Consider the following 21,043-nt stretch of genomic DNA (forward strand, 5'->3'; position numbering starts at 1 on the left):
ACGATTTCTGGGTTAGCATCGCCGGCATGAACGCTGCGGACCTTGGGCTGCCGGTGGACGTTCCCTCCACCGCGCTCTTCACCGATCAGTACGAGCTGACCATGCTCCAGGCGGCCCTGAGGGGCGGCACCGCCGACCGGCACTCCGTCTTCGAGGTCTTCACCCGGCGGCTGCCCGAGGGGCGGCGCTACGGAGTCCTCGCGGGCGTCGGACGGGTCCTGGACGCCGTCGAGAACTTCCGCTTCGACCCCGCCGTCCTGGACTTCCTGCGCGAGCACGCCGTCGTGGACGAGCCGACCCTGGAATGGCTCGCCCGCTACCGCTTCTCCGGCGACATCTGGGGCTACCCCGAGGGCGAGACGTACTTCCCGGGCTCCCCCGTCCTGCGCGTCGAGGGCTCCTTCGCGGAGTGCGTGCTCCTGGAGACCGTGATCCTCTCGATCCTCAACCACGACTCGGCCATCGCGGCCGCCGCCTCCCGCATGTCGGCCGCGGCCGGCGGACGGAGCCTGATCGAGATGGGCGCCCGGCGCACCCACGAGCTGGCGGCCGTCGCCGCCTCCCGTGCCGCGTACGTCGGAGGCTTCGACTCCACCTCGGACCTGGCGGCGGGCTTCCGCTACGGCATCCCGACCGTCGGCACCTCCGCCCACGCCTTCACCCTGCTCCACGACAGCGAGCGGGACGCCTTCCGGGCGCAGGTCGAGACCCTGGGGCGCGGCACGACCCTGCTCGTGGACACCTACGACGTGACCGAGGCCGTGCGGATCGCCGTCGAGGTGGCCGGGCCCGAGCTGGGCGCGGTCCGGATCGACTCCGGCGACCTGCTGCTCGTCGCCCACCGGGTGCGGGCGCAGCTGGACGAGCTGGGCGCCCGGGACACCCGGATCGTCGTCACCTCGGACCTCGACGAGTACGCCATCGCCTCGCTCGCGGCGGCCCCGGTCGACGCGTACGGGGTGGGCACGCAGCTGGTCACCGGCAGCGGCCACCCGACCTGCTCCATGGTCTACAAGCTGGTGGCGCGGGCCGCGTCGGCGGACCCGAAGGCGCCCCTCGTGCCGGTGGCCAAGAAGTCCCTGGGCGGCAAGGCCTCGGTCGGCGGGCGCAAGTGGGCGGCCCGCCGGCCCGACGCGGACGGGGTCGCCGAGGCCGAGGTCGTGGGCACCGGACCCGTCCCCCCGGCGCTGGCCGGCCACCAGCTCCTGGTCGAGCTGGTCAGGGGCGGCGAGGTGGTGGGCCGCGAGCCGCTGGAGGCCGCCAGGGCCCGGCACATCGCGTCCCGCGCCGGGCTGCCCATGTCGGCGATGCAGCTGTCGCGGGGCGAGGCCGTCCTGCCGACCGAGTACGTGTGAGACCGGCCGCGTGCGCGTGCCCGGCCGACCGCGTGCGCGGGAGACCGGTCGCCCGGCCGTGAGACGGGCCGCGTACGTACGGGACGGGCGGGTACGCGGGGGACCGGCCGCGTGCGCGTGAGGACGCGCGCGGCGGTCCCGCGTGACGGCCCGCGCGTCCCGGCACCCCGGTGACCGCCCCGGCTCGCCGGGTCCGCCCCCCTCCCGAAGGGGTGGGGAAGTCTCTAGGCTCGGCCCCGTCCCCTTTTCCCCTCCCCCATCCGACGCGCTAAGGACACCCCCCATGCACCGCGCATTGATCGTTGTGGACGTTCAGAACGACTTCTGCGAGGGCGGCAGCCTCGCGGTGGCGGGCGGCGCGGACGTCGCCGCCGCCATCACCGACCTGATCGGCCAGACGGCGGGCACCTCCTACCGGCACGTCGTCGCCACCCGTGACCACCACGTGGACCCGGGCGCGCACTTCGCCGCGCCCGGCGAGGAGCCGGACTACGTCACCTCCTGGCCGGTGCACTGCGTGGCCGGGACGGAGGGCGTCGGCTTCCACCCGAACTTCGCGCCCGCCGTCGCCAGCGGGGCGATCGACGCCGTCTTCGACAAGGGCGCGTACGACGCCGCGTACAGCGGCTTCGAGGGGCGGGACGAGAACGGGGCGACGCTCGCGGAGTGGCTGCGCGCGCGGGACGTCACCGAGGTGGACGTGGTGGGGATCGCCACCGACCACTGCGTCCGGGCGACCGCCCTGGACGCGGCCCGGGAGGGTTTCCGGACCCATGTGCTGCTCGCCCTGACGGCGGGCGTGGCGGAGGCGACCACGGAGCGGGCCCTGGAGGAGCTGCGGGCGGCGGGCGTGGAGCTGACCGGCAGGCCGGTGGTCTGAACCCCGGCGGACTGCGGTCCGGGCCCGGCGGGCGGCGGTCCGGGCCACGGCGGGGCGGTGGTGCGGGCCCCGGCGGGCCGGTGGCCAGGTGACCACGGGGGCCCCTCCGGGCCGTCTCCGGGCGCCCCGGGGCGCGCTCGCGCGCCGGGCCTATGCCGCCGGCGCCCTCGGCAGCGACCGCGCCGGGTGCCAGAGCTCCTGGGCGGCGCCCGGCGCGGACTTCCACAGCAGGCCGTCCGGATGGTGCAGGACGGCGGTGACCTCGTCCGGCGTGGGCGGTTCGGTGTTCCCCCGGAGGTAGACCGCGCGCAGCCCCAGGTTCCGCAGCCGGGTCAGGGCGCGGGCCCGGTTCGCCGCGTGGACCAGGAAGCGGACCATGGCGCCGTCGCCGGCCGGGCTGGGCAGCCCTATGGCGACGACCACGCTGCCTCCCGGCAGCTTGCAGAACCCTCCACTGGGCATGCGGAACCACTCCCCCGTGGGTCTGTGTCAATAAGAGATGTGCCAGACGCACCTAAACACGATCGGCCGCCGCCCGCTAGAGGGCGACGGCCGATCATGGTTTGACCTGCGATTTTACCGATTACTTGGTCGAGGGGCCGACCTGAACCGTGATCGTCTGGCCATCCTTCGGCTCCTTGACGACCTGGATCTTGGTGTTGGTGTCAGTTACCTTGACGCCGGCGCGCGGGGTCTCGGGGAACCAGTAGACGCCCTTGCGGTCGTCGAAGGTCGGGTTGCCGGCCTGCGACGGGACCCAGGTGGCGACGCCCTTGTTGTGCAGCTGGAAGCCGTCCGTGCGGGAGATGCTGAACGGCGAGTCGTACGCCTGGACGCGGTTGCGCATCAGGGTGCCGTCGGACCACTTCAGCGGGCTCGGGTGCGCGTCGATCGGGAGGACCAGACCGGCGCCCGGGTGCTGGGAGGTGTTGTTGTCCTTCTGGGACAGGTCCCACTTCCAGATGAGCAGGCCGTTCTGGTACGGGTAGTGCTCGACCCAGCTCGACTTGTCACCGGTGAACCCGAAGTTGTACGGGCCGACCTTGAGGGTCTTGTCGTACGAGACGTACTGGCGGTTCTCCGCGATGTAGTACTGCTCGTACTCCTTCGTGAAGCCCTTGCCGACGCGGGAGAAGCCCTTGGCGGCCCAGCCGTTGTCGCCGTTCTCGACGTTGTCGGAGAAGACGGGGGCACCGTCGGCGGTCAGGGTGATGGCGTCGGCCGTGAAGCCCTTGCCGCCCGCGCCGCCGTCCGTCTGGTAGCGGAAGCGGAGGTCGAACTTCTTCCCCGCGTAGGCGCCCAGGTCGTAGACGAGCTTCTTGTGGGTGCCGGAGACGTCGGTCAGCGCCGGGGCGCCGCTGGCGTCGCGCGGGATCTGCTTGCCGTCGGCGGTGCCGTCCAGGGCGGTCCAGTTGGAACCGCCGTCGGTCGAGACCTCGGCGTACAGGTAGTCGTAGTCGAGCTCGATGTCGTACCAGCCCTGGAGCTCCAGGGAGGCGGACGTCTTGCCGGTGAGGTCGACCGGGCGGGTCAGGGTGTTCTTGAGGTCGTCGCCCATGCCGCTCCACCACTGCGTGGTGCCCTCGGCGGGAGCCACGATGTCGGTGGTGACCTGCTTCTTCGGCAGCTCGACGAGGAGCGCCTGCGGGTTCTTGGTGTTGTACTCCGAGACGCCCAGCTTGTGGGTGGTCTTGGTGGAGCGCTGCCAGTCGCTGACCTTGGCGTAGTTCAGCCAGCCGAGGTAGAGCTTGTCCCAGGCGGTCATGTCGCCGGGCAGGTCGCCGATGGCGTCCTTGCCCTGGCCGAGCCAGGAACCGGACGACATGAGGGTCCAGAACCCGGTGGAGTTCTCGCCGCCCGCGGTGTCGTAGTGGTCCGGCAGACCGAGGTCGTGGCCGTACTCGTGGGCGAAGACGCCGAGGCCGCCGTTCTCCGGCTGCATCGTGTAGTCGCCGACCCAGATGCCGGTGTCACCGATCGGGGTGCCGCCGGCCTTGTTGTTCGCGGGGCCGGTCTTGCCCGCGTTGGTGCCGTACGCGTACCAGCGGTGGGCCCACAGCGCGTTGGTGCCCTCGGCGCCGCCGCCGGCCGACTCGTCCTCGCCCGCGTGGACGATCTGGAAGTGGTCGATGTAGCCGTCGGCCTCGTTGAAGTTGCCGTCGCCGTCGAAGTCGTAGCGGTCCCACTGGTCGTACTGCGCCAGGTCGGCCTTGATCTGGGCGTCGGTCTTGCCCTTGGCCTTCTGGTCGGCGACCCACGCGGTGAGGCCGTCGCGGACGGTGTCCCAGACGTTGGAGCAGTTGGTCTGGCCGCAGTAGTTCGAGCCGTAACGGGCCTCGTTGTACGGGACCTTGACCCAGTCGGAGACCTCGCCGTCGACCGAGTACCGGCCGGAGGAGGTCTTCTCGTAGTAGGTCTTCAGCGACTGCTTGGGCTGTCCCTTGGCGTCCTTGCCGGTGCCGAAGTACAGGTCCTGGAAGTGCTGCTGGTTGTAGTCCGCCTGCCAGGCCGTGGAGTTGTCGTTCGCACGGTCGGGCTTGGCTATGGAGTTGTGCAGCGGGCCGGGCGTGCCGCCGTACTTCGGCTTCAGGTCCGGGGTGTCGTCGTCCTTGCGGTCGACCAGGGTGGTGTTGTCCACCTGGTCGCCGAACTCGACGAGGATCGTGAAGATCTTGTCGGTCTTCTCGCGGCCGAGCTCGACGTACTTCTTGCTGTCGAGCTTGACCACCTTGGAGCCGGCACGGCTCTCGACCTTGGCGTCACCGCTCAGCACCCGCTCCAGGGCGGCCTTGCGCTGCTGCTCCTGCTGCTCGCTGTAGGGGCCCGCGAGGTCGTGGTCGACCGTCGTCTTGTCCACGCCGGCGCCGGGCGCCGGGTCGTGACGCACGTCGGCGGACGTCACGTTTCCGTGGTTGTCGGCCCAGGCGGTGGTGAACGTCGAGGCGGTGGCGGCGGTGGCCGCGAGCGCCACGACAACTGCGGACGCTCTGATCGCCCGTCGTCTGTTGGTCACTTGAAGTATGTCCTCCCCGGCGACCGCGCCGACGGACCGAAGGTGGGGTGTCCGTCGGCGGGTCACGCGTCACAAGTGACGACATTCGACCGGAGTGAGGAGAGAAAAGACAGATCTTGACTTGGACATACCAACTGCACTATGCAGGAGCGATTTTCCGATAATCGAACACCAAGCGGGCGCACCGTGAAGAAAACTTGACGATCGCGTGACCCCGTGCGCCCCCCGTGCACCGGCACCGGGCGGGACCGCGCATGGCCAGTGCCCCGCCCGGGCATCCACCGTCGTAGGGTCGGACCGACGTCTTGAGGGCTTGAGGGGCGGTACTCGTCATGCAGCGTCCGGACACCGCGCGACTCACCCGGGGCGCGGTCACCGTCGTCCTCGCGACCGCCGCCCTGCTGCTGCTCTCCGGCACGGCGGACACCCCCGGCATCGCGGCGGCCTGCGTCGCGGGCCTGCTGCTCGGCGTTCTCGTGGCGGTGACGATGCCGGTGCGCGCGGAACGCGTCAAGACCCCCGGAGCCGTTCCGCCGGCCTCCGGGAACGACGAGATCCGGGCCCCGGCCCCGCGCGTGGGCGCGGGGGCCGAGACCCGGACCGGTTCGTGACGTTCCGTCCGTTCCGCCCGTTCCGGCGGGGTTCGCTCACCCCGGGACGGTGACCACCACGGTCTTCGCCGCCTTGTCGTGCAGGCCCTGCTTGTAGGGCTTGTCGACCAGGATCAGGATCAGCAGGAGCAGCGGCCACAGACAGGCGCAGCAGATCAGCGCGGGCAGCCACAGCACGACGGCGCGCAGCAGCGACTGGTTCATCGGGGGCGTCGCACCGTCGTTGAGCATCGCGACGCGCAGCTTCATCAGCTTCTTGCCGACGGTCTGCCCGTTCCTGGCCGTCAGGACCGTGTCGTAGGCGACGTACGCGACGATCGTGATGAGCTGGAAGACGAGCTGGCCGCCGCCGTCGAAGCCGCTGACCGCGTCCCCGAAGCCGTCGTCGGACGTCACCCGGTCGTAGATCTTGAACGGGATGCCGATGAGCGCGAGCGGCACCGCGACGATCAGCCAGTCGATCAGACGGGCGAGGACGCGCCGGCCGGAGTCGGCGAGCGGCGGCATCCCGGAGAGCGGGTCGGTCCCGCCGTAACCACCGCCGTAACCGCCTCCGTACGGAGGCGGGGGCGGGGGCGCGTTGTCGTACGGGGAGCCGTAGGAGCCACCGGGCGGGGTCCCGTACGGGCTCCCGTAGGGGTCCCCCGGCGGGGGGCCGCCGGGAGGGGGCTGACCCCCGGGAGGGGGCTGACCCCCGGGAGGGGGCTGGCCCCCGGAGGGCGGCGGAGGCTCCTGCGGCCTCTTGAGGAACGGGTCCTCCTCGGGCGGCTGGCCGGACGGCGGCTGGTCGGTGCTCATGGGGGCAGTGCATCCCGGGCGGAACGGCCCCGCAAGGAATCACCGGCCGTTCGGGGGACCGGCCTTCCGTCGGCCGGCCCGTCCGCTCCCGGTCCCGTCCGCTCCCGGCCCCTCCCTCAGCGGGCCACGAAGGTGTGGGCGGCCTTGTCGTGCCAGCACTGGCGCCACGGGCGGTCGAAGAGGCACCACAGGACGTTGAGGAAACCGACGGCCAGGAGGCCCAGGACGCTGTAGACGAGCCAGCGCCGCAGAGCCGCGCCGAACGTCGGCGGCTCGTGCGCCTCGATGTCCCGCACCGCGATCCCGCAGAGCTTCTTGCCCAGGGTGCGGCCCCACTTGGCGGTGGGCAGCGCCTCGTACAGGGCGCCGATGACGAACAGCGCGGCCAGCGCCAGACCGAACTGGACCGAGGTCGTCGAGTCCACCAGCCACACCTGGACGGTGGTGCCGGACCGCCTGGCCGCCTCGATCTTGCCCTCGATGTGGTCGAGGGCAGCGGTCACGAGCGGGAAGGCGGCCGCGCCGACGAGCCCGCCCAGGACGACGGAGTCGATCAGCCGCGCGAGCAGGCGCCTGCCGAGCCCGGCCGGACGCGCGGCGGCCTGCGCGCGGGCCGCCCGGAGGAAGGGGTCCTCGACCGGCGGCTTCCAGGGCACGACCGGCTGCTGCTCCTGGGCGGAGGACCGGGGCTGGAACCGTGCCTGCTGCGGCTGTTGCTGCTGTTGTTGCTGCGGCTGCGGCTGTGGCTGCTGCGTCCAGGCGGGCGCGGTGGGGGCGGGCGCGGGAGCGGACGCCCGGACGGGGGCCGGAGCGGGCGCGGGGGCGGGCTGCGGCGCCGGCGCCGGGGTGACGGGCATGCCGCCGAGGCGTGCCGCTCCGCCGGGCGCGCGGGCGTCCGCCGGGCGCGCCGGGGCGTCGGCCGGCGTCCCGGCGGGTTCGCCCGCGCCCGCGACCGGCCACTCCGCCGGAGTGCGCGGATCGGCGGCGGGGGGCCCGCCCCAGGAGACCTTCCGGTCCAGGTCGCCGCCGAACCCGGTCTGCCGGGAGGCGTCCGCCTGCCACGCCGGCGCGGGCTCCGGTGCGGCCGGCTCCTCGTCGAGGAAGACGGGCCCGGTCTCCTCGACCGGGGGGACGGCGGCGGGGCCGGGGACCGGGACCGGCGCCGGGGAAGGCGCCCGCCCCTGGTCGGGTACGTGCGCGGGGGTCCGGGCCGGTGCCTGCGCCGGTTCCCGCGCCGGTGCCGGGGCGGACGGTTCCGCCGGGGCGGAGGCCTGCGCGGGAACGACGGCGGCGGCTCCGGCGGCCGGGGCCTCCGGGGCGGACGGGCGGGCCGGGGCTCCGTCCTCCTGCGGGGCCGGCCGGCTCGTGCCGGGAACCCACGCGTTCCCGTTCCAGTACCGGATGTATCCGGGAATGGACGGGTCCGGGTAGTACCCCGCCTGCGGTACCTCTCCGCCGCCTCCAGGAGGAGTAGCCACTGCCCCGACTCCGTTCAGTCACAACGCCTTTGATCCGCACGGCAGCGCGCCGGGCGTGCCGCGCCCAGGGATGACAGTAACGAAGAACGCCGCCGAGGGGAGAAAGAGCCCGCGAGAAAGGCCGCCTTCGGGCGACGGGCCCCGGAATCGGTCACTCACGGTCACGCTCGGGCCGATGCCTTCGGTCCGTCCGGCCCGGGGAGCATGCCCGGAACCCGGCCGGGCACACGGGGGCGGAAAAACTTCCCGAAAAAACTTCCCGAAGTCGCGTAATGAGTCACGGGCACCCCGCTCTCTCCTGGTGAAGGCCCGCCCGGGCCCGTCCGCGAGAAGGAGTACGACCATGCAGAACACCGACAACACCACCGTCGAGCGGGAGCTGGAACTGAAGTTGGTGATCTCCCCCGAGCGTGCCGTCCCCGTGCCCGCCCGGCTCGCCTACCGCACCGGCGACCCGTACGCCGTCCACATCACCTTCCACATCGGCACGGACCACCCGGTCCACTGGACCTTCGCGCGCGAACTGCTCGTGGAGGGCGTCTTCCGGGCGTGCGGCCACGGGGACGTCCGCGTCTGGCCCACCAAGGTGGACGGCCGCGGCGTCGTCCTGATGGCGCTCTCCTCCCCCGACGGCGACGCCCTGCTCGAAGCCCCGTCCGCGCAGGTGTCCGCCTGGCTGGAGCGGACCCTGCGCGCCGTCCCGCCGGGCACCGAGTCCGAGCGGCTCGGCATCGACGACGGGCTCGCCGAACTCCTGGCGGCCACCGTGGCCGCCGACGACCTGTGGCTGCGCGACCCGTGGCCGTCGGACGAGTCGCAGGACGGCGAGCTGTGACGCCCGCGCGCGGACGCGCCCCGGGACGCGTGCCGGGCGCCGCCGGACGGGCGGGACCTCCGGCACGCGCCCTAGAAGAGCTTGCCGGGATTGAGGAGGCCGAGCGGGTCGAAGGCCGCCTTGATCCCGCGCTGGAGCTCCAGGCCGACCGGGCCCAGCTCCCGGGCCAGCCACTCCTTCTTGAGGACGCCCACGCCGTGTTCGCCGGTGATCGTGCCGCCGAGGGCGAGCCCGAGCGCCATGATCTCGTCGAAGGACTCGCGGGCCCGCCGCGACTCGTCCTCGTCGGCGGGGTCGAAGCAGACCACGGGATGGGTGTTGCCGTCGCCCGCGTGGGCGCAGACGCCGATGGTCAGGCCGTACCGCTCGGCGACGGCCGCCGTGCCGTCGAGCATCTCGGCGAGCCGGGTCCGGGGCACGCACACGTCGTCGATCATCGTCGCGGGCTTGATCGTCTCCAGGGCGGTGAGGGAGAGCCGGCGGGCCTGGAGGAGGAGTTCGGACTCGGCGGCGTCGGCGGCCGGGACGACCTCGGTGGCGCCCGCCGCCGCGCACAGCTCCCCCACGGCGGCCAGGTCGACGGCCGGGTCCGGGGTGTCGAAGGCGCACAGGAGCAGCGCCTCCGTGGTGTCGGGCAGACCCATGCGCGCCATCCTGTTGACGGCCCGGACGGTCGTACGGTCCATCAGTTCGAGGAGCGAGGGGGTGTGGCCGCGTTCCATGACCGCGCAGACGGCTGCGCAGGCGGCGGCGGCCGAGGGGAACTCGGCGGCGAGCGCGAGCTGGGCCGGGGGCCGCGGCTTCAGCGCGAGGACGGCCTTCACGACGATGCCGAGGCTGCCCTCCGAGCCGACGAAGAGCCGGGTCAGGTCGTATCCGGCGACGCCCTTGGCGGTGCGCCGGCCGGTGCGCAGGAGCCGGCCGTCGGCGAGGACGACGTCGAGGCCGAGGACGTACTCGGCGGTGACCCCGTACTTCACGCAGCACAGGCCGCCGGAGGCGGTGCCGATGTTCCCGCCGATGGTGCACGTCTCCCAGCTGGACGGGTCCGGCGGGTAGTACAGGCCCCGCTCGGCGACGGCGCGGGACAGGACGGCGTTGACCACGCCCGGTTCGACGACGGCGATCCGGTCGACCGGGTCGATCTCCAGGATGCGGTCCATCTTGATCAGGGAGAGCACGACGCAGCCGTCGGAGGCGTTGGCGCCGCCGGACAGGCCGGTGCGGGCGCCCTGCGGGACGACGGGGACGCGGAGTTCGGTCGCGGTGCGCATGACGTGCCGGACCTGTTCCACGGTGCGCGGGAGCACGACGGCCGCGGGGGTGCCGGCCGTGCAGAAGCCCGCCATGTCGTGGGCGTAGGAGGCCGTCACGTCCGGATCGGTGAGCAGTGCCCCGGGGGGCAGCCCGGCGCGCAGGCGCTCGTGGAGCCGTGACCGGAGGTCGTCCTTCTGCCGTGCCCGGAGATCGTCCATGCGTCCAGCGTGGCACCCGGGGCCATCGGTGTGAACCCGCCGGAGGGAGCGCTTCGCGCGCTCCTCGCGGAGGCGGGCGCGGGCGCACAGTGGGCGCCATGAGGAACCGCGGCGTGACGAGGACGGTGCTGGTGGCCGGAGCGGGCGCGGCGCTCGCGGCGGGGACGCTGCTGTGCGTCACGGAGTTCACCGGCCAGGACCCGCCGCCCCCGCCGGGGCCGGTGGAGCGGGCGGAGACCGCGGCCCGCGCGGGCGCGCAGGCGGCGCTCCCGGACCTGGCCGCGCTGATCGCGGACCGGGAGGAGCGGCTGCGCTCCCGTCCGGACGACGCGGCGTCCTGGGCGGAGCTGGGCACGGCGTACACGGAGCGCGGGACGCGCCTGGGGGACGTACGGGACTACGCGCGCGCCGAGGAGGCGCTGCGCCGTTCCCTCGGCGGGCGGCCCGCCGAGCGCGCCGGCACGGCGGCGCGGCTGGGCCTCGGGGTGCTCGCCGGGGCGCGGGGCGACTGGCGGACGGCCGGGGAGTGGGGCGAGCGGGTGCGGAAGGCGGAGCCGGGGCACTGGCCGGTGTACCCGCTCCTGATCGACGCGTACAACGGCCTCGGGCGGTACGGGGACGCCCGGAAGGCGATGGAGAGGCTGGAGGAGCTGCACGCGGGCGCGGTGGTGCGCGCGCGGGCCGCCCGGACCTACCGCGACCGGGGCTGGCGCGAGGACGCCGACGCGGCGGCCCTCGACGCGGCGGCCCTCGCGGAGACGGACGCCGAGGGGGCGGCCGCCGCGGCGCGGCTCGGGGACCTGGCGTGGGAGCGGGGGGAGCCGGAGGAGGCCCTCGGCCGGTACGGGGCGGCGCTGCGGCTCGTCCGGGACCACGGGCCCTCGCTCGCGGGCCGGGCGCGGGCCCTCGCCGCCCTGGGACGCGCGGACCAGGCGGTGCGGGACTGGCGGGCGGCCCTGGCCCGGCTGCCGCTGCCGGAGTACCTCCTGGAGGCGGGCGAGCTGTACGAGTCGCTGGGCCGGGAGGAGGAGGCGCGGGCCCTGTACGAGCGGCTGCGGACGGGGACGTGGGCGCGGGCGGAGGTGGTCCTGGGGCTGCTCGGCGCGGACCACGGCGACCCGGCGGGCGCGGTGGCCCGGCTGAGGGCGGAGTGGGCGCGCGGGCACCGCTCGGTGGACGTGGCGGACGCGCTCGGATGGGCGCTGTTCCGGTCGGGGCGGGCGGAGGAGGCCCTGGGGTACGCGAAGCGGGCCACGGACGAGGGGCGGCGCAGCGCGCTCTTCTCGTACCACCGGGGCGAGATCGAGCGGGCCCTGGGGATGCGCGGCCCGGCCCGCCGCCGGCTGGCGGAGGCCCTGCGGATCAGCCCGGTCTTCTCGCCCCTGCACGCGCCGAGGGCGGCGGAGGCGCTGGCGGCGCTGGGCGAACCGCCGGACGGGCCGCCGCCGGAGAGGTCGCCGGACGGGTCGCCGGAAGGGGTGTGACCGGAGGGGCGGGCACGCGCGCGGGGCGGGCGAGGAGGCGCGGGGCCCCTCGCCTCCCGTGACCCCGGCCGGCGGGCACGCGCGCGGGGGCCCGACGCGCGAGGAGGCGCGGAAGCCCCGTCGTCTTCCGCGACCCCGGCCGGCGACGGGCACGCGCGCGTGAGGGAGCGCGGGGGTCCGGGGTGCTGCCCCGGGCCCCCGCGCCGCGCGGTGGGCGGGCCTCAGAGGTTGCCGCGCTTCTCCTGCTCGCGCTCGATCGCCTCGAACAGGGCCTTGAAGTTGCCCTTGCCGAAGCCCATGGAGCCGTGGCGCTCGATCATCTCGAAGAAGACGGTCGGGCGGTCCTGGACCGGCTTGGTGAAGATCTGGAGCAGGTAGCCGTCCTCGTCGCGGTCCACCAGGATCTTCAGCTCGCGCAGGGTCTCGACCGGGACGCGGGTCTCGCCGGCCCACTCGCCGAGGGTGTCGTAGTACGAGTCGGGGGTGTCGAGGAACTGGACGCCGGCGGCCCGCATGGTGCGGACGGTGGCGACGATGTCGTTCGTGGCGAGCGCGATGTGCTGGACGCCCGCGCCGCCGTAGAACTCCAGGTACTCGTCGATCTGCGACTTCTTCTTCGCGATCGCGGGCTCGTTGATGGGGAACTTCACCTTGAGGGTGCCGTCCGCGACGACCTTGGACATCAGCGCCGAGTACTCGGTCGCGATGTCGTCGCCCACGAACTCCTTCATGTTCGTGAAGCCCATGACCTCGTTGTAGAAGCCGACCCACTCGTTCATCCGGCCGAGCTCGACGTTGCCGACGCAGTGGTCGATCGCCTGGAAGGTGCGCTTGGCCGGGGGCTCCACGATCGGGTTCGCGGAGACGAAGCCCGGCAGGTAGGGGCCGTCGTAGCCGGAGCGCTCGACCAGGGTGTGGCGGGTCTTGCCGTAGGTGGCGATGGCGGCGAGGACGACGGTGCCGTGCTCGTCCTTCACCTCGTGCGGCTCGGTGATGCCGGTGGCGCCGTGCTCGACGGCGTACGCGTAGGCGGCGCGGGCGTCCGGGACCTCGATCGCCAGGTCCACGACGCCGTCGCCGTGCTCGGCGACGTGCTCGGCGAGGAAGCGGCCCCAGTCCGTGGAGGCCTTGATGACGGAGGTGAACACGAAGCGCGCGGCGCCGTTGGTGAGGACGTAGCTCGCGGTCTCGCGGCTGCCGTTCTCCGGTCCGGAGTAGGCGACCAGCTTCATGCCGAAGGCGGTGGAGTAGTAGTGGGCGGCCTGCTTGGCGTTGCCGACGGCGAAGACGACCGCGTCCATTCCCTTCACGGGGAAGGGATCGGCCTGCCGCGCCGTGGAGGGGGTGTGATCGATGGTCTCAGTCATGGGAGAAGCGTCCCGCCGGTTCGCAAGGTGCGCAATAGTTTGCTGATCCTCTGGTCAATGTGTACAGCGATGCGTCAGGGTGGCCGTGCGACTTGTACATCCTGACCATGGGGAGGTCACCGTGGCGATCGATCATCTGGACGGCCGGCTGATCGCGCTCCTCGCGCGCGAGCCGCGCATCGGCGTCCTGGAGGCCTCCCGGCGGCTGGGGGTGGCGCGCGGGACGGTGCAGGCGCGGCTGGACCGGCTCCGGTCGACCGGGGTGATCAGGGGGTTCGGCCCGCAGGTGGACCCGGCGGCGCTGGGCTATCCGGTGACGGCCTTCGCGACCCTGGAGATCAAGCAGGGGCAGGGCGCGGACGTGCGGGGGCACCTGGCGACGGTGCCGGAGGTCCTGGAGCTGCACACGACCACGGGCCGCGGCGACATGCTCTGCCGCCTGGTGGCCCGCTCCAACGCCGACCTCCAGCGGGTGATCGACAAGGTGGTGGCCTTCGGGGGGATCGTGCGGGCGTCCACGGCGATCGTGATGGAGAACCCGGTGCCGCTGCGGATCATCCCGCTGGTGGAGCAGGCGGCGGGCGGGGAGCCGCCGCCGTAACCGGGACACCGCTCCGCGGAACGGCCGGGGAGCGCCGCCAGCGCCGGGCCGGCGCCCCCGGCCCCGCCCGCTCCCGCCGGGTTCAGCAGGACGGGACCTTCGACTCCTGCCCCTGCCCCAGGGCCCTGAGGGACGCCACCGCGTCGTCGAGCGCCGTGACGGGGACGAGCCGCATCCCCTTCGGCAGTTCGGCCTCCGCGTCCGAGCACTCCGCCTTCGGCACCAGGAAGACGGTGGCGCCGTCCCGGGCGGCGGCCTGCGTCTTGAGGGAGACCCCGCCGACGGCGCCGACCTTCCCGTCCGGGGCGATCGTGCCCGTACCCGCGACGGTCCGGCCGCCGGTGAGGTCGCCGCCGGCGCCGTTCCCGTCGAGCTTGTCGACGATGCCGAGGGAGAAGAGGAGACCGGCGCTGGGGCCGCCGATGTCGGCCAGGTGCAGGGTGACCCTCACCTTCGCGGGGTCCTTCCTCAGGTGGCCGAGGGCGGCGAGCGCGGCGGCGTCCTGCGACTCCCTCATCTGGCCGAGGTTGTGCTCCTCGACCTCCGCGTCCGACTTCCCCGAGGGGTAGACGGAGCCCTTCGGCAGGACGGCCCGGTCGGTGCGGAACCAGGCGTCGGCCACGTCCGCGAAGCGGATGTCCGCGGACGGCCCGGTCGCGAGGATCGTCGTCATCCTCAGCTGCCCGACGGTCTTCCGGACCGGGGCGCCGGTGATCGTGATGACCTCCTGCCCCTTGTCCGCGCCGAGCACGTCGGCGGTCGAGCCGGGCTGCGCGATCGCGTACGGCAGCGGCGCGAGCCCGACGGCGGCGAAGAGCGCGACGACGGGCAGCGCGCAGAGCGCGAGGGCGCGGGGACGGGAGAGGCTGGAGAACACGCCCCCAATCTACTGGGGCGCGCACCGGGGCGGGGGCGGGGGCGGACGCCGGGGCGGGGCCGGGCGCGGACCGGTCCTCGCCACCACCGCGTTCCGGGCCCGTACGCGCCGTCGCCCGGCCCTACTCCCGCCGGCGGAAGAGGACGTCGGGCTGACGGCACCGTTCCGCGCGTCAGCGCAGCGCGTCAGCGACCTCCCGGGCCGCGTCCACCACGCGGGGGCCCACCCGTTCCGGCACCGCGTCCGCGAGCATGACGACGCCGACGCTGCCCTCGACGCCGGTGACGCCGACCAGCGGGGCGGCGGCGCCGCTCGCGCCGGCCTCCAGTTCGCCGTGGGTGAGGGTGTAGCCGGGCTCGGTCAGTCCGCCCTGGCGGGCGGCCAGGATCGCGCGGCCGGCCGCGCCCCGGTCGAGGGGGTGGCGGAAGCCGGCCCGGTAGGCGACGTGGTAGTCCGTCCAGGTCGGTTCGACGACCGCGACCGCCAGCGCCTCGGCCCCGTCGACCAGGGTGAGGTGGGCCGTCGCCCCTATGTCCTCGGCGAGCGAGCGCAGCGCGGGCAGCGCCGCCTCGCGCACCAGGGGGTGGACCTGGCGCCCGAGCCGCAGCACTCCGAGGCCGACGCGGGCGCGCCCGCCGAGGTCGCGCCGGACGAGGGCGTGCTGTTCGAGTGTGGCGAGGAGGCGGTAGACGACGGTCCGGTTGACGCCGAGTTTGTTGGACAACTCGGTGACGGTCAGGCCGTGGTCGGTGTCGGCGAGCAGCTTGAGGACTCTGAGTCCCCGGTCGAGCGTCTGGGAGGTCTCCGCGGTCACGACGCCCTCTCCTTCGGAGTGAGTGGAGGCGGGACTCTCACGGGGGTTGCCTCGCCGGTCCCGCGGCGACGCACGTCAGAGGCCGCCGGCAGGAAGGGGTACACCGGCTGCGCTCCGCGGCGGCGCTGCCACGGGGCGATTGCTTTTGAGCCGGGACAGTAGCGACCCGCTCCGCTCAGCGGAAGACCTCGTCCAGAATCCGGTCACGGGCGACCGGATGAAGGCGGTTCGGGACTTTTACCGGTCCGACGAGGGACTTCGGCGGACAAGATCGGCTTTGTCGCGCGGGGCCGGGGGACGGCCCGGAGGGCGTGCGCGGGGGTGTTCGCGAAGGCCTCGCCAATGCTTCGCGAAAGCCTCACGAGGGCCGTTTCAGGGGCCTGCGGCCGGCTCCGCTCAGGGCCCCGCGCGGGGGCGCCGGGCCGGCTCTCCGCTCCGGGCCCGCTCCGGGCCCGCGCGAGGACCGCCGACCGGCTCCGGTCCTGATGGGCCCGCTCCGGTCCTGATGGGCCGGAACGCGGCCGGGGCCCGTACACGTCTCCGCGCACGGGCCCCGGCCGGCCACAGAAGGGTCACCGCATGCGGGTGGCCCACTCCTGCACCTTCTTGATCCGCTCACGGATCTGTCCGGCGGTGGCCTCCGCGCTCGGCGGGCCGCCGCACACCCGGCGCAGCTCGGTGTGGATGACGCCGTGCGGCTTGCCGCTCTGGTGGACGTAGGCGCCGACCATCGTGTTGAGCTGCTTGCGCAGTTCGAGCAGTTCCTTGTGGGAGACGACGGGCCGCCGCTCGGCGGGCAGTTCCAGGAGGTCCGCCTCGGTGTCCGGCTTCTTGCGGCTGTGCGCGATCTGCCGGGCCTGCCGCTTCTGGAGGAGGAGCTGGACCTGGTCGGGTTCGAGGAGGCCGGGGATGCCGAGGTAGTCCTGCTCCTCCTCGCTCCCGGGGTGGGCCTGCATGCCGAACTCGGCGCTGTTGTAGAGGACCCGGTCGAAGACGGCGTCGGACTCCAGTGCCTCGAACGGCAGCATGTCCTGTTCGCCGGTGTCCTCGTCCTGCTGCTTCTCGGCCTCCGCCATCTCCTTCTCGGACTCGGCGTACGGGTCCTCGTCCTCGCCCGCCTTCTTCGGCCGGTCGAGCACGTGGTCGCGCTCGACCTCCATCTCGTTGGCGAAGCCGAGGAGGCTGGGGATCGTGGGGAGGAACACCGAGGCGGTCTCGCCGCGCCTGCGGGAACGCACGAAGCGGCCCACGGCCTGGGCGAAGAAGAGCGGGGTCGAGATCGTCGTCGCGTACACGCCGACCGCGAGGCGGGGGACGTCGACGCCCTCGGAGACCATGCGGACGGCGACCATCCAGCGGTCGTCGCTCTCGCTGAACTCGTCGATGCGGCCGGAGGCGCCCGCGTCGTCGGAGAGGACCAGGGTGGCGCGGTGGCCGGTGATCTCGCGGATCAGCTTGGCGTACGCGCGGGCCGACTCCTGGTCGGAGGCGATCACGAGGCCGCCCGCGTCGGGGATGGACTTGCGGACCTCGGCGAGGCGCCGGTCGGCGGCGCGCAGCACGTTCGGCATCCAGTCGCCGCGCGGGTCCAGGGCGGTGCGCCAGGCCTGCGAGACGGCGTCCTTGGTCATCGGCTCGCCGAGGCGGGCGGCGATCTCGTCGCCCGCCTTGGTCCGCCAGCGCATGTTGCCGCTGTAGGAGAGGAAGATGACCGGCCGCACGACCCCGTCGCCGAGGGCGTTGCCGTAGCCGTAGGTGTAGTCCGCGGACGACCGGCGGATGCCGTCGTTCCCCTCCTCGTACGTGACGAAGGGGATGGGGTTGGTGTCGGAGCGGAAGGGGGTGCCGGTGAGCGCGAGGCGGCGCGTGGCGGGCTCGAAGGCCTCCAGGCAGGCCTCGCCCCAGGACTTGGAGTCCCCGGCGTGGTGGATCTCGTCGAGGATGACGAGGGTCTTGCGCTGCTCGCAGCGGTTGCGGTGGAGCATGGGCCGGACGCCGACGCCCGCGTAGGTGAGGGCGACGCCGTCGTACTCCTTGCTGAGCGGCCCGGCGCTGTACTCCGGGTCCAGCTTGATCCCTATGCGCGCGGCGGCCGCGGCCCACTGCTTCTTGAGGTGCTCGGTGGGCGCGATCACGGTGATCTGCTGCACGACGTGGTGGTGCAGCAGCCACGAGGCGAGGGTCAGCGCGAAGGTGGTCTTGCCGGCCCCGGGGGTGGCGACCGCGAGGAAGTCGCGCGGCTGCTCCTGGATGTACTTCTCCATCGCTCCCTGCTGCCAGGCTCGCAGCTTGCCGGCGGTGCCCCAGGGGGCGCGCCCGGGGAAGGCGGGAGAGAGGTGGTGTGAGGAGGTGGCGGTGGTAGTCACGATCTCCGGTTCGGCGCTCGTCCAGATATGACAACCGGGCCACCTTACCGGCGGCCGGCCCCGGTCCTCGTACCCGGCGGGAGGTCTCCCACCCGGGTGCGGCAAGCGTCACATTTCACGTCGCGGTCCCGGTTCGGCGCGCGAACCGGGGCAGTTGTGCGGCGATCCTGGAGACGTCGAGGGCGCCTTGGCAGACGTCCAGGACGAACGTCTCCGCCTCGTCGACGTCGAAGGCCGAGTCCAGGGGATGTCCGTTCACGTGGAGGAAGACCCAGGTCGCGTACCAGGCGATGCGCTTGTTCCCGTCCACCAGCCCGTGGTTTCGGGCGAGCGATTCCATGAGCGCCGCCGCCTTCTGCCAGACGTCCGGGTAGGCGTCCTGGCCGAACACGCTCGACTGCGGACGCGCCAGGGCGGAGTCGAGGAGACCGTAGTCCCGCACGTCGTCCGCACCGAGCCGCCGCGCGAGGTTCAGGAGCTCGGGAAGCGTGAGGTAGTACGTCACGCGAGCCTCCGGTTCAGCTCCTCACTGACCTTCAGCACGTGTTCGGCCGCCTCGTTGAAGAGGCGCGCATGCTCGTTTATGGCCCGGATCACGGCATCGTGCGCGAAGGACTGCATACTGCGCCCCTCCGCCTCGGCCCGCTCGCGCAGGGCGTCCAGCTCTTCCTCGGTGAATCTGACGTTGAGACCAGCCATGACGCCATGGTACCGCGCGGTACCACATGGTGTCAGGGAGCTTTCGGGTCCCCGGGCCGTCCCGGGTCCCCGTGCAGCCGCGTCGCCACCCACGCGCCCGCCGCCGCCACCGCGGCCATCGGCAGGAAGACCGCCGCGAAGGCGCCCGGGTGGGAGCCGGTGGCCGCCGTGGAGGAGGTCACGGCGTGGCCCACCGCGCCGCCGCCGAGGGCCGCGAAGGCCGCGCCGCCGATCGCGAGCAGCAGGACGTTGGAGAGGCCGTCGGAGATCTGGAGGGCGGCGGAGTTCGTGCCCGCCTCCTCGGGCGCGGAGAGCTTCAGGAGGAGCACGCTCGTGGAGGAGATCACGGCGCCCATGCCGAGGCAGCCGAAGGCCCAGGCGACCGCGACGGTCCACACCGGGACGGCGGTGATCAGGACGCTCGGCGCCGCCAGGATCGCGAGCGCGACCAGGACCATGCCGAGGACGACGAGGCGCTCCCGGTACGGCTCCGTCCACGGCCGGGACTGGATCCAGGAGCCCAGCGCCCAGGTGAGGCCGCCGACGGCCAGGGAGAAGCCGGCGAGGGTGGGGCTCAGGCCCCGCTGGGTGACCAGCATCAGGGGCACGAAGGACTCGGCGGCGATGAAGGACCCGGCGGCGACCCCGCGCAGCAGGACGACCGAGGGCAGTCCCCGGGCGGCCCGGTAGGTGCCGTGCGGGAGCAGACCGCGCACGGCGGGCACGAGGAGCGCGACGCCCGCGGCGGCGGGGAGCAGGGAGAGCCAGCGCAGTTCCTGCCCGGCGTACTGGAGGAGCCCGGCGCCCGCGGAGATGCCGAGCGCGAGCCGGACGCGGCGCCGGTCCCAGGGGACGGGCGGCGCGGACGGGTCGGCGGGCCCCGAGGCGGTCCGGCGTATCGCGGGGAGCGCGAGGGCGAGCGGCAGGACGACGAGGACGGGGATGCCGGTGAAGACCCAGCGCCAGCCCAGGTGCTCGGTGATCGTGCCGGAGGCGAGCGGGCCGACGACGGAGGGGACGACCCAGCTCGCGGCGAAGGCGGCCATGATCGCGGGCCTGAGGTGTTCGGCGTAGGCGCGGCTGACGACCACGTACAGGGCGACGATGACCAGGCCGCCGCCGAGGCCCTGCACGGCCCGCCCGAGGATGAACAGCCACATGGAGCCGGCGGTCCCGGAGAGGAGCAGTCCGGCGGCGAAGGCGGAGATGCCGGCGGTGAGGGGCGCCAGCGGCCCGCTCCGGTCGGACCACTGGCCGGCCAGGACCATGGCGAAGAGGCTGGTGGTGAAGTACGCGGAGAAGGCGAAGGCGTAGACGGACACGCCGTTCAGCTCGCGGGCGGCGACGGGCATGGCCGTGCCGACGGCGGTCGCCTCGAAGGCGATGAGCAGGACGACGGAGACGACGCCGATGCTGAGCGCCCGGTGGGCCGGGTCGAGGACGGACCCCTGGGCGTCGGGGCGGTCGGCACGGGGGCCGGTTCGGGGGCTTCCGGCGGGGGCGGCGCCGGTGTCGGCGTCGCGGGGTTCGAGGGCGCTCATCACCCCAGGGTAAGAGGTGTAGACCGGAATGACCCCTGTCGGAGGACCGGTGCGCGCTCGGTCCTCCGACGTACGACCGCGAACGGGGTGTTGCGGGCGTGTGGCGGTCGCGTGGCACGGTCCGGCGAACCCTTGAGCCCCCGCGGACCGCCCGCCTACGGTCGTACCAGCGCACCACCGCATCACCTCACGACCGTGTGCCCGAGTGGCTCAGGGACTCGCCTGCAAAGCGGGTTACGCGGGTTCGATCCCCGCCACGGTCTCGACGTCCCCTCGACGGCCCCGGCCCTCCCGGCCCGGGGCCGTCGTCGTGTCCGGCCCCTTGCGAAAGCGGCCCCTCCGGACGATGATCGCGGTTCGCCCGAGGGGACGCGGCGGGCCGGCGACGAGGGGAGAACCGATGGCGTGGTACGGCGCCAGGACCTTCTACCGGTGGCCGGGCCCGGAGGGCCGGCCCTACGAGGAACGCGTCGTGCTGTTCCGGGCGCGGTCCCTCGACGAGGCCGTCGGACTGGCCGAGCGGGAGTCGGCCGGGTACGCCGGGGAGGGCGGCTTCGACGTCCTGGACATGGTGCAGGTCTACCGGATCTCCGACGGCGACGAGGAGGTGGGCGCGGGCACGGAGGTGTTCTCCCGACTGCACGCGCTCGACGTCCCGCCGGACGAGTTCCTCGACCGCTACGACTCGGGACCGGCGCACACCCGCACCGTGGAGTGACGCCGTTCCCGGGACGCGGTGGGGGGGGGGGGGGGGCGCCGGCGCGCGGGGGGGGGCCCCCCCCCCCCCGCCCCGGCCACGGACAACAGAACCCACCACGAGAACAACAAAAAATAGAGAGAAGGCGGGCG

19 protein-coding genes and 1 tRNA gene are annotated in these 21,043 nt (G+C 73.5%); 8 read left to right on the forward strand and 12 right to left on the reverse strand.

Going from position 1 to position 21,043, the window contains the following annotated elements; translation table 11 throughout:
• Positions 1-26 precede the first annotated feature (26 nt).
• Both ACZ3IL_RS08845 and ACZ3IL_RS08850 read left to right on the forward strand, forming a co-directional pair.
• A complete protein-coding gene (locus ACZ3IL_RS08845; protein ID WP_467388044.1) occupies positions 27-1,355 on the forward strand; it encodes a nicotinate phosphoribosyltransferase in 1,329 nt (442 codons plus the stop codon).
• Between the two features lie 283 nt (positions 1,356-1,638).
• The gene (locus ACZ3IL_RS08850) at positions 1,639-2,235 is read left to right on the forward strand and encodes an isochorismatase family protein (protein ID WP_467388046.1); all 597 of its coding nucleotides are present in this window, start codon (positions 1,639-1,641) and stop codon (positions 2,233-2,235) included.
• A gap of 150 nt (positions 2,236-2,385) precedes the next feature.
• Here ACZ3IL_RS08850 and ACZ3IL_RS08855 read toward each other — a convergent pair whose 3' ends face one another.
• Together ACZ3IL_RS08855 and ACZ3IL_RS08860 are read right to left on the reverse strand one after the other, a co-directional pair.
• Positions 2,386-2,697, reverse strand: coding sequence for a hypothetical protein (locus tag ACZ3IL_RS08855; RefSeq protein WP_467388048.1), 312 nt, complete (start codon positions 2,695-2,697; stop codon positions 2,386-2,388).
• A 121-nt stretch (positions 2,698-2,818) separates the two neighbouring features.
• Positions 2,819-5,248 (reverse strand): immune inhibitor A domain-containing protein, encoded by a 2,430-nt coding sequence (locus tag ACZ3IL_RS08860; RefSeq protein WP_467388050.1) that lies wholly within the window; start codon positions 5,246-5,248, stop codon positions 2,819-2,821.
• 332 nt (positions 5,249-5,580) lie between these two features.
• Here ACZ3IL_RS08860 and ACZ3IL_RS08865 point away from each other — a divergent pair, with 332 nt between their 5' ends.
• The gene (locus ACZ3IL_RS08865; RefSeq protein ID WP_467388052.1) at positions 5,581-5,859 is read left to right on the forward strand and encodes a hypothetical protein; all 279 of its coding nucleotides are present in this window, start codon (positions 5,581-5,583) and stop codon (positions 5,857-5,859) included.
• Positions 5,860-5,895: 36 nt separating this feature from the next.
• Here the strand turns inward: ACZ3IL_RS08865 and ACZ3IL_RS08870 are convergent, their stop codons facing one another.
• A complete protein-coding gene (locus ACZ3IL_RS08870; protein ID WP_467388054.1) occupies positions 5,896-6,657 on the reverse strand; it encodes an RDD family protein in 762 nt (253 codons plus the stop codon).
• Between the two features lie 116 nt (positions 6,658-6,773).
• Positions 6,774-8,135, reverse strand: a complete 1,362-nt coding sequence (locus tag ACZ3IL_RS08875; RefSeq protein WP_467388056.1) for an RDD family protein — start codon at positions 8,133-8,135, stop codon at positions 6,774-6,776.
• Positions 8,136-8,478: 343 nt separating this feature from the next.
• Here ACZ3IL_RS08875 and ACZ3IL_RS08880 point away from each other — a divergent pair, with 343 nt between their 5' ends.
• The gene (locus ACZ3IL_RS08880) at positions 8,479-8,970 is read left to right on the forward strand and encodes an SsgA family sporulation/cell division regulator (RefSeq protein WP_467388058.1); all 492 of its coding nucleotides are present in this window, start codon (positions 8,479-8,481) and stop codon (positions 8,968-8,970) included.
• 71 nt (positions 8,971-9,041) lie between these two features.
• Here ACZ3IL_RS08880 and ACZ3IL_RS08885 read toward each other — a convergent pair whose 3' ends face one another.
• Positions 9,042-10,445, reverse strand: coding sequence for an FAD-binding oxidoreductase (locus ACZ3IL_RS08885; protein ID WP_467388060.1), 1,404 nt, complete (start codon positions 10,443-10,445; stop codon positions 9,042-9,044).
• Positions 10,446-10,558: 113 nt separating this feature from the next.
• Between ACZ3IL_RS08885 and ACZ3IL_RS08890 the strand changes: the two genes are divergently transcribed.
• Entirely contained in the window at positions 10,559-11,929 is a 1,371-nt protein-coding gene (locus ACZ3IL_RS08890) for a tetratricopeptide repeat protein (protein ID WP_467388062.1), read from the forward strand.
• A 221-nt stretch (positions 11,930-12,150) separates the two neighbouring features.
• On the opposite strand, the gene hppD is transcribed toward ACZ3IL_RS08890, so the two are convergent.
• A complete protein-coding gene (gene hppD, locus ACZ3IL_RS08895; RefSeq protein ID WP_467388064.1) occupies positions 12,151-13,296 on the reverse strand; it encodes a 4-hydroxyphenylpyruvate dioxygenase in 1,146 nt (381 codons plus the stop codon).
• Positions 13,297-13,417: 121 nt separating this feature from the next.
• On the opposite strand from hppD, the gene ACZ3IL_RS08900 reads away from it, so the two are divergent.
• Complete coding sequence (locus ACZ3IL_RS08900; RefSeq protein WP_467388066.1) at positions 13,418-13,897, forward strand: Lrp/AsnC family transcriptional regulator; 480 nt, start codon at positions 13,418-13,420, stop codon at positions 13,895-13,897.
• An 82-nt stretch (positions 13,898-13,979) separates the two neighbouring features.
• Here the strand turns inward: ACZ3IL_RS08900 and ACZ3IL_RS08905 are convergent, their stop codons facing one another.
• The 6 genes from ACZ3IL_RS08905 to ACZ3IL_RS08930 all read right to left on the reverse strand — a co-directional run bounded on the left by ACZ3IL_RS08905 (position 13,980) and on the right by ACZ3IL_RS08930 (position 20,194).
• Positions 13,980-14,774 (reverse strand): S16 family serine protease, encoded by a 795-nt coding sequence (locus ACZ3IL_RS08905; protein WP_467388068.1) that lies wholly within the window; start codon positions 14,772-14,774, stop codon positions 13,980-13,982.
• A gap of 172 nt (positions 14,775-14,946) precedes the next feature.
• A complete protein-coding gene (locus tag ACZ3IL_RS08910) occupies positions 14,947-15,588 on the reverse strand; it encodes an IclR family transcriptional regulator (protein ID WP_053648453.1) in 642 nt (213 codons plus the stop codon).
• Between the two features lie 572 nt (positions 15,589-16,160).
• A complete protein-coding gene (locus ACZ3IL_RS08915; protein WP_467388228.1) occupies positions 16,161-17,957 on the reverse strand; it encodes a DEAD/DEAH box helicase in 1,797 nt (598 codons plus the stop codon).
• A 112-nt stretch (positions 17,958-18,069) separates the two neighbouring features.
• Entirely contained in the window at positions 18,070-18,459 is a 390-nt protein-coding gene (locus tag ACZ3IL_RS08920; RefSeq protein ID WP_467388071.1) for a type II toxin-antitoxin system death-on-curing family toxin, read from the reverse strand.
• Positions 18,456-18,653: an Arc family DNA-binding protein gene (locus tag ACZ3IL_RS08925; RefSeq protein ID WP_467388073.1), complete on the reverse strand. Its 198-nt coding sequence runs from the start codon at positions 18,651-18,653 to the stop codon at positions 18,456-18,458. Before ACZ3IL_RS08925 ends, ACZ3IL_RS08920 begins: the two co-directional genes overlap by 4 nt.
• A 32-nt stretch (positions 18,654-18,685) precedes the next feature.
• Positions 18,686-20,194: an MFS transporter gene (locus tag ACZ3IL_RS08930; protein WP_467388075.1), complete on the reverse strand. Its 1,509-nt coding sequence runs from the start codon at positions 20,192-20,194 to the stop codon at positions 18,686-18,688.
• 191 nt (positions 20,195-20,385) lie between these two features.
• On the opposite strand from ACZ3IL_RS08930, the gene ACZ3IL_RS08935 reads away from it, so the two are divergent.
• Positions 20,386-20,457 (forward strand) — tRNA-Cys (locus ACZ3IL_RS08935).
• Positions 20,458-20,594: 137 nt separating this feature from the next.
• Entirely contained in the window at positions 20,595-20,912 is a 318-nt protein-coding gene (locus tag ACZ3IL_RS08940; RefSeq protein ID WP_467388077.1) for a hypothetical protein, read from the forward strand.
• The last annotated feature ends 131 nt before the right edge of the window (positions 20,913-21,043 follow it).

It is taken from the genome of Streptomyces sp. NPDC014907, assembly GCF_055562975.1.

Bases quoted from the DNA above. Each gene is read 5' to 3' on its own strand.
- ACZ3IL_RS08845 (WP_467388044.1), top strand. From the start codon at position 27: ATGAACGCTGCGGACCTTGGGCTGCCGGTGGACGTTCCCTCCACCGCG.
- ACZ3IL_RS08850 (WP_467388046.1), top strand. From the start codon at position 1,639: ATGCACCGCGCATTGATCGTTGTGGACGTTCAGAACGACTTCTGCGAG.
- ACZ3IL_RS08855 (WP_467388048.1), bottom strand. From the start codon at position 2,697: ATGCCCAGTGGAGGGTTCTGCAAGCTGCCGGGAGGCAGCGTGGTCGTC.
- ACZ3IL_RS08865 (WP_467388052.1), top strand. From the start codon at position 5,581: ATGCAGCGTCCGGACACCGCGCGACTCACCCGGGGCGCGGTCACCGTC.
- ACZ3IL_RS08870 (WP_467388054.1), bottom strand. From the start codon at position 6,657: ATGAGCACCGACCAGCCGCCGTCCGGCCAGCCGCCCGAGGAGGACCCG.
- ACZ3IL_RS08880 (WP_467388058.1), top strand. From the start codon at position 8,479: ATGCAGAACACCGACAACACCACCGTCGAGCGGGAGCTGGAACTGAAG.
- ACZ3IL_RS08885 (WP_467388060.1), bottom strand. From the start codon at position 10,445: ATGGACGATCTCCGGGCACGGCAGAAGGACGACCTCCGGTCACGGCTC.
- hppD (WP_467388064.1), bottom strand. From the start codon at position 13,296: ATGACTGAGACCATCGATCACACCCCCTCCACGGCGCGGCAGGCCGAT.
- ACZ3IL_RS08925 (WP_467388073.1), bottom strand. From the start codon at position 18,653: ATGGCTGGTCTCAACGTCAGATTCACCGAGGAAGAGCTGGACGCCCTG.
- ACZ3IL_RS08930 (WP_467388075.1), bottom strand. From the start codon at position 20,194: ATGAGCGCCCTCGAACCCCGCGACGCCGACACCGGCGCCGCCCCCGCC.
- ACZ3IL_RS08940 (WP_467388077.1), top strand. From the start codon at position 20,595: ATGGCGTGGTACGGCGCCAGGACCTTCTACCGGTGGCCGGGCCCGGAG.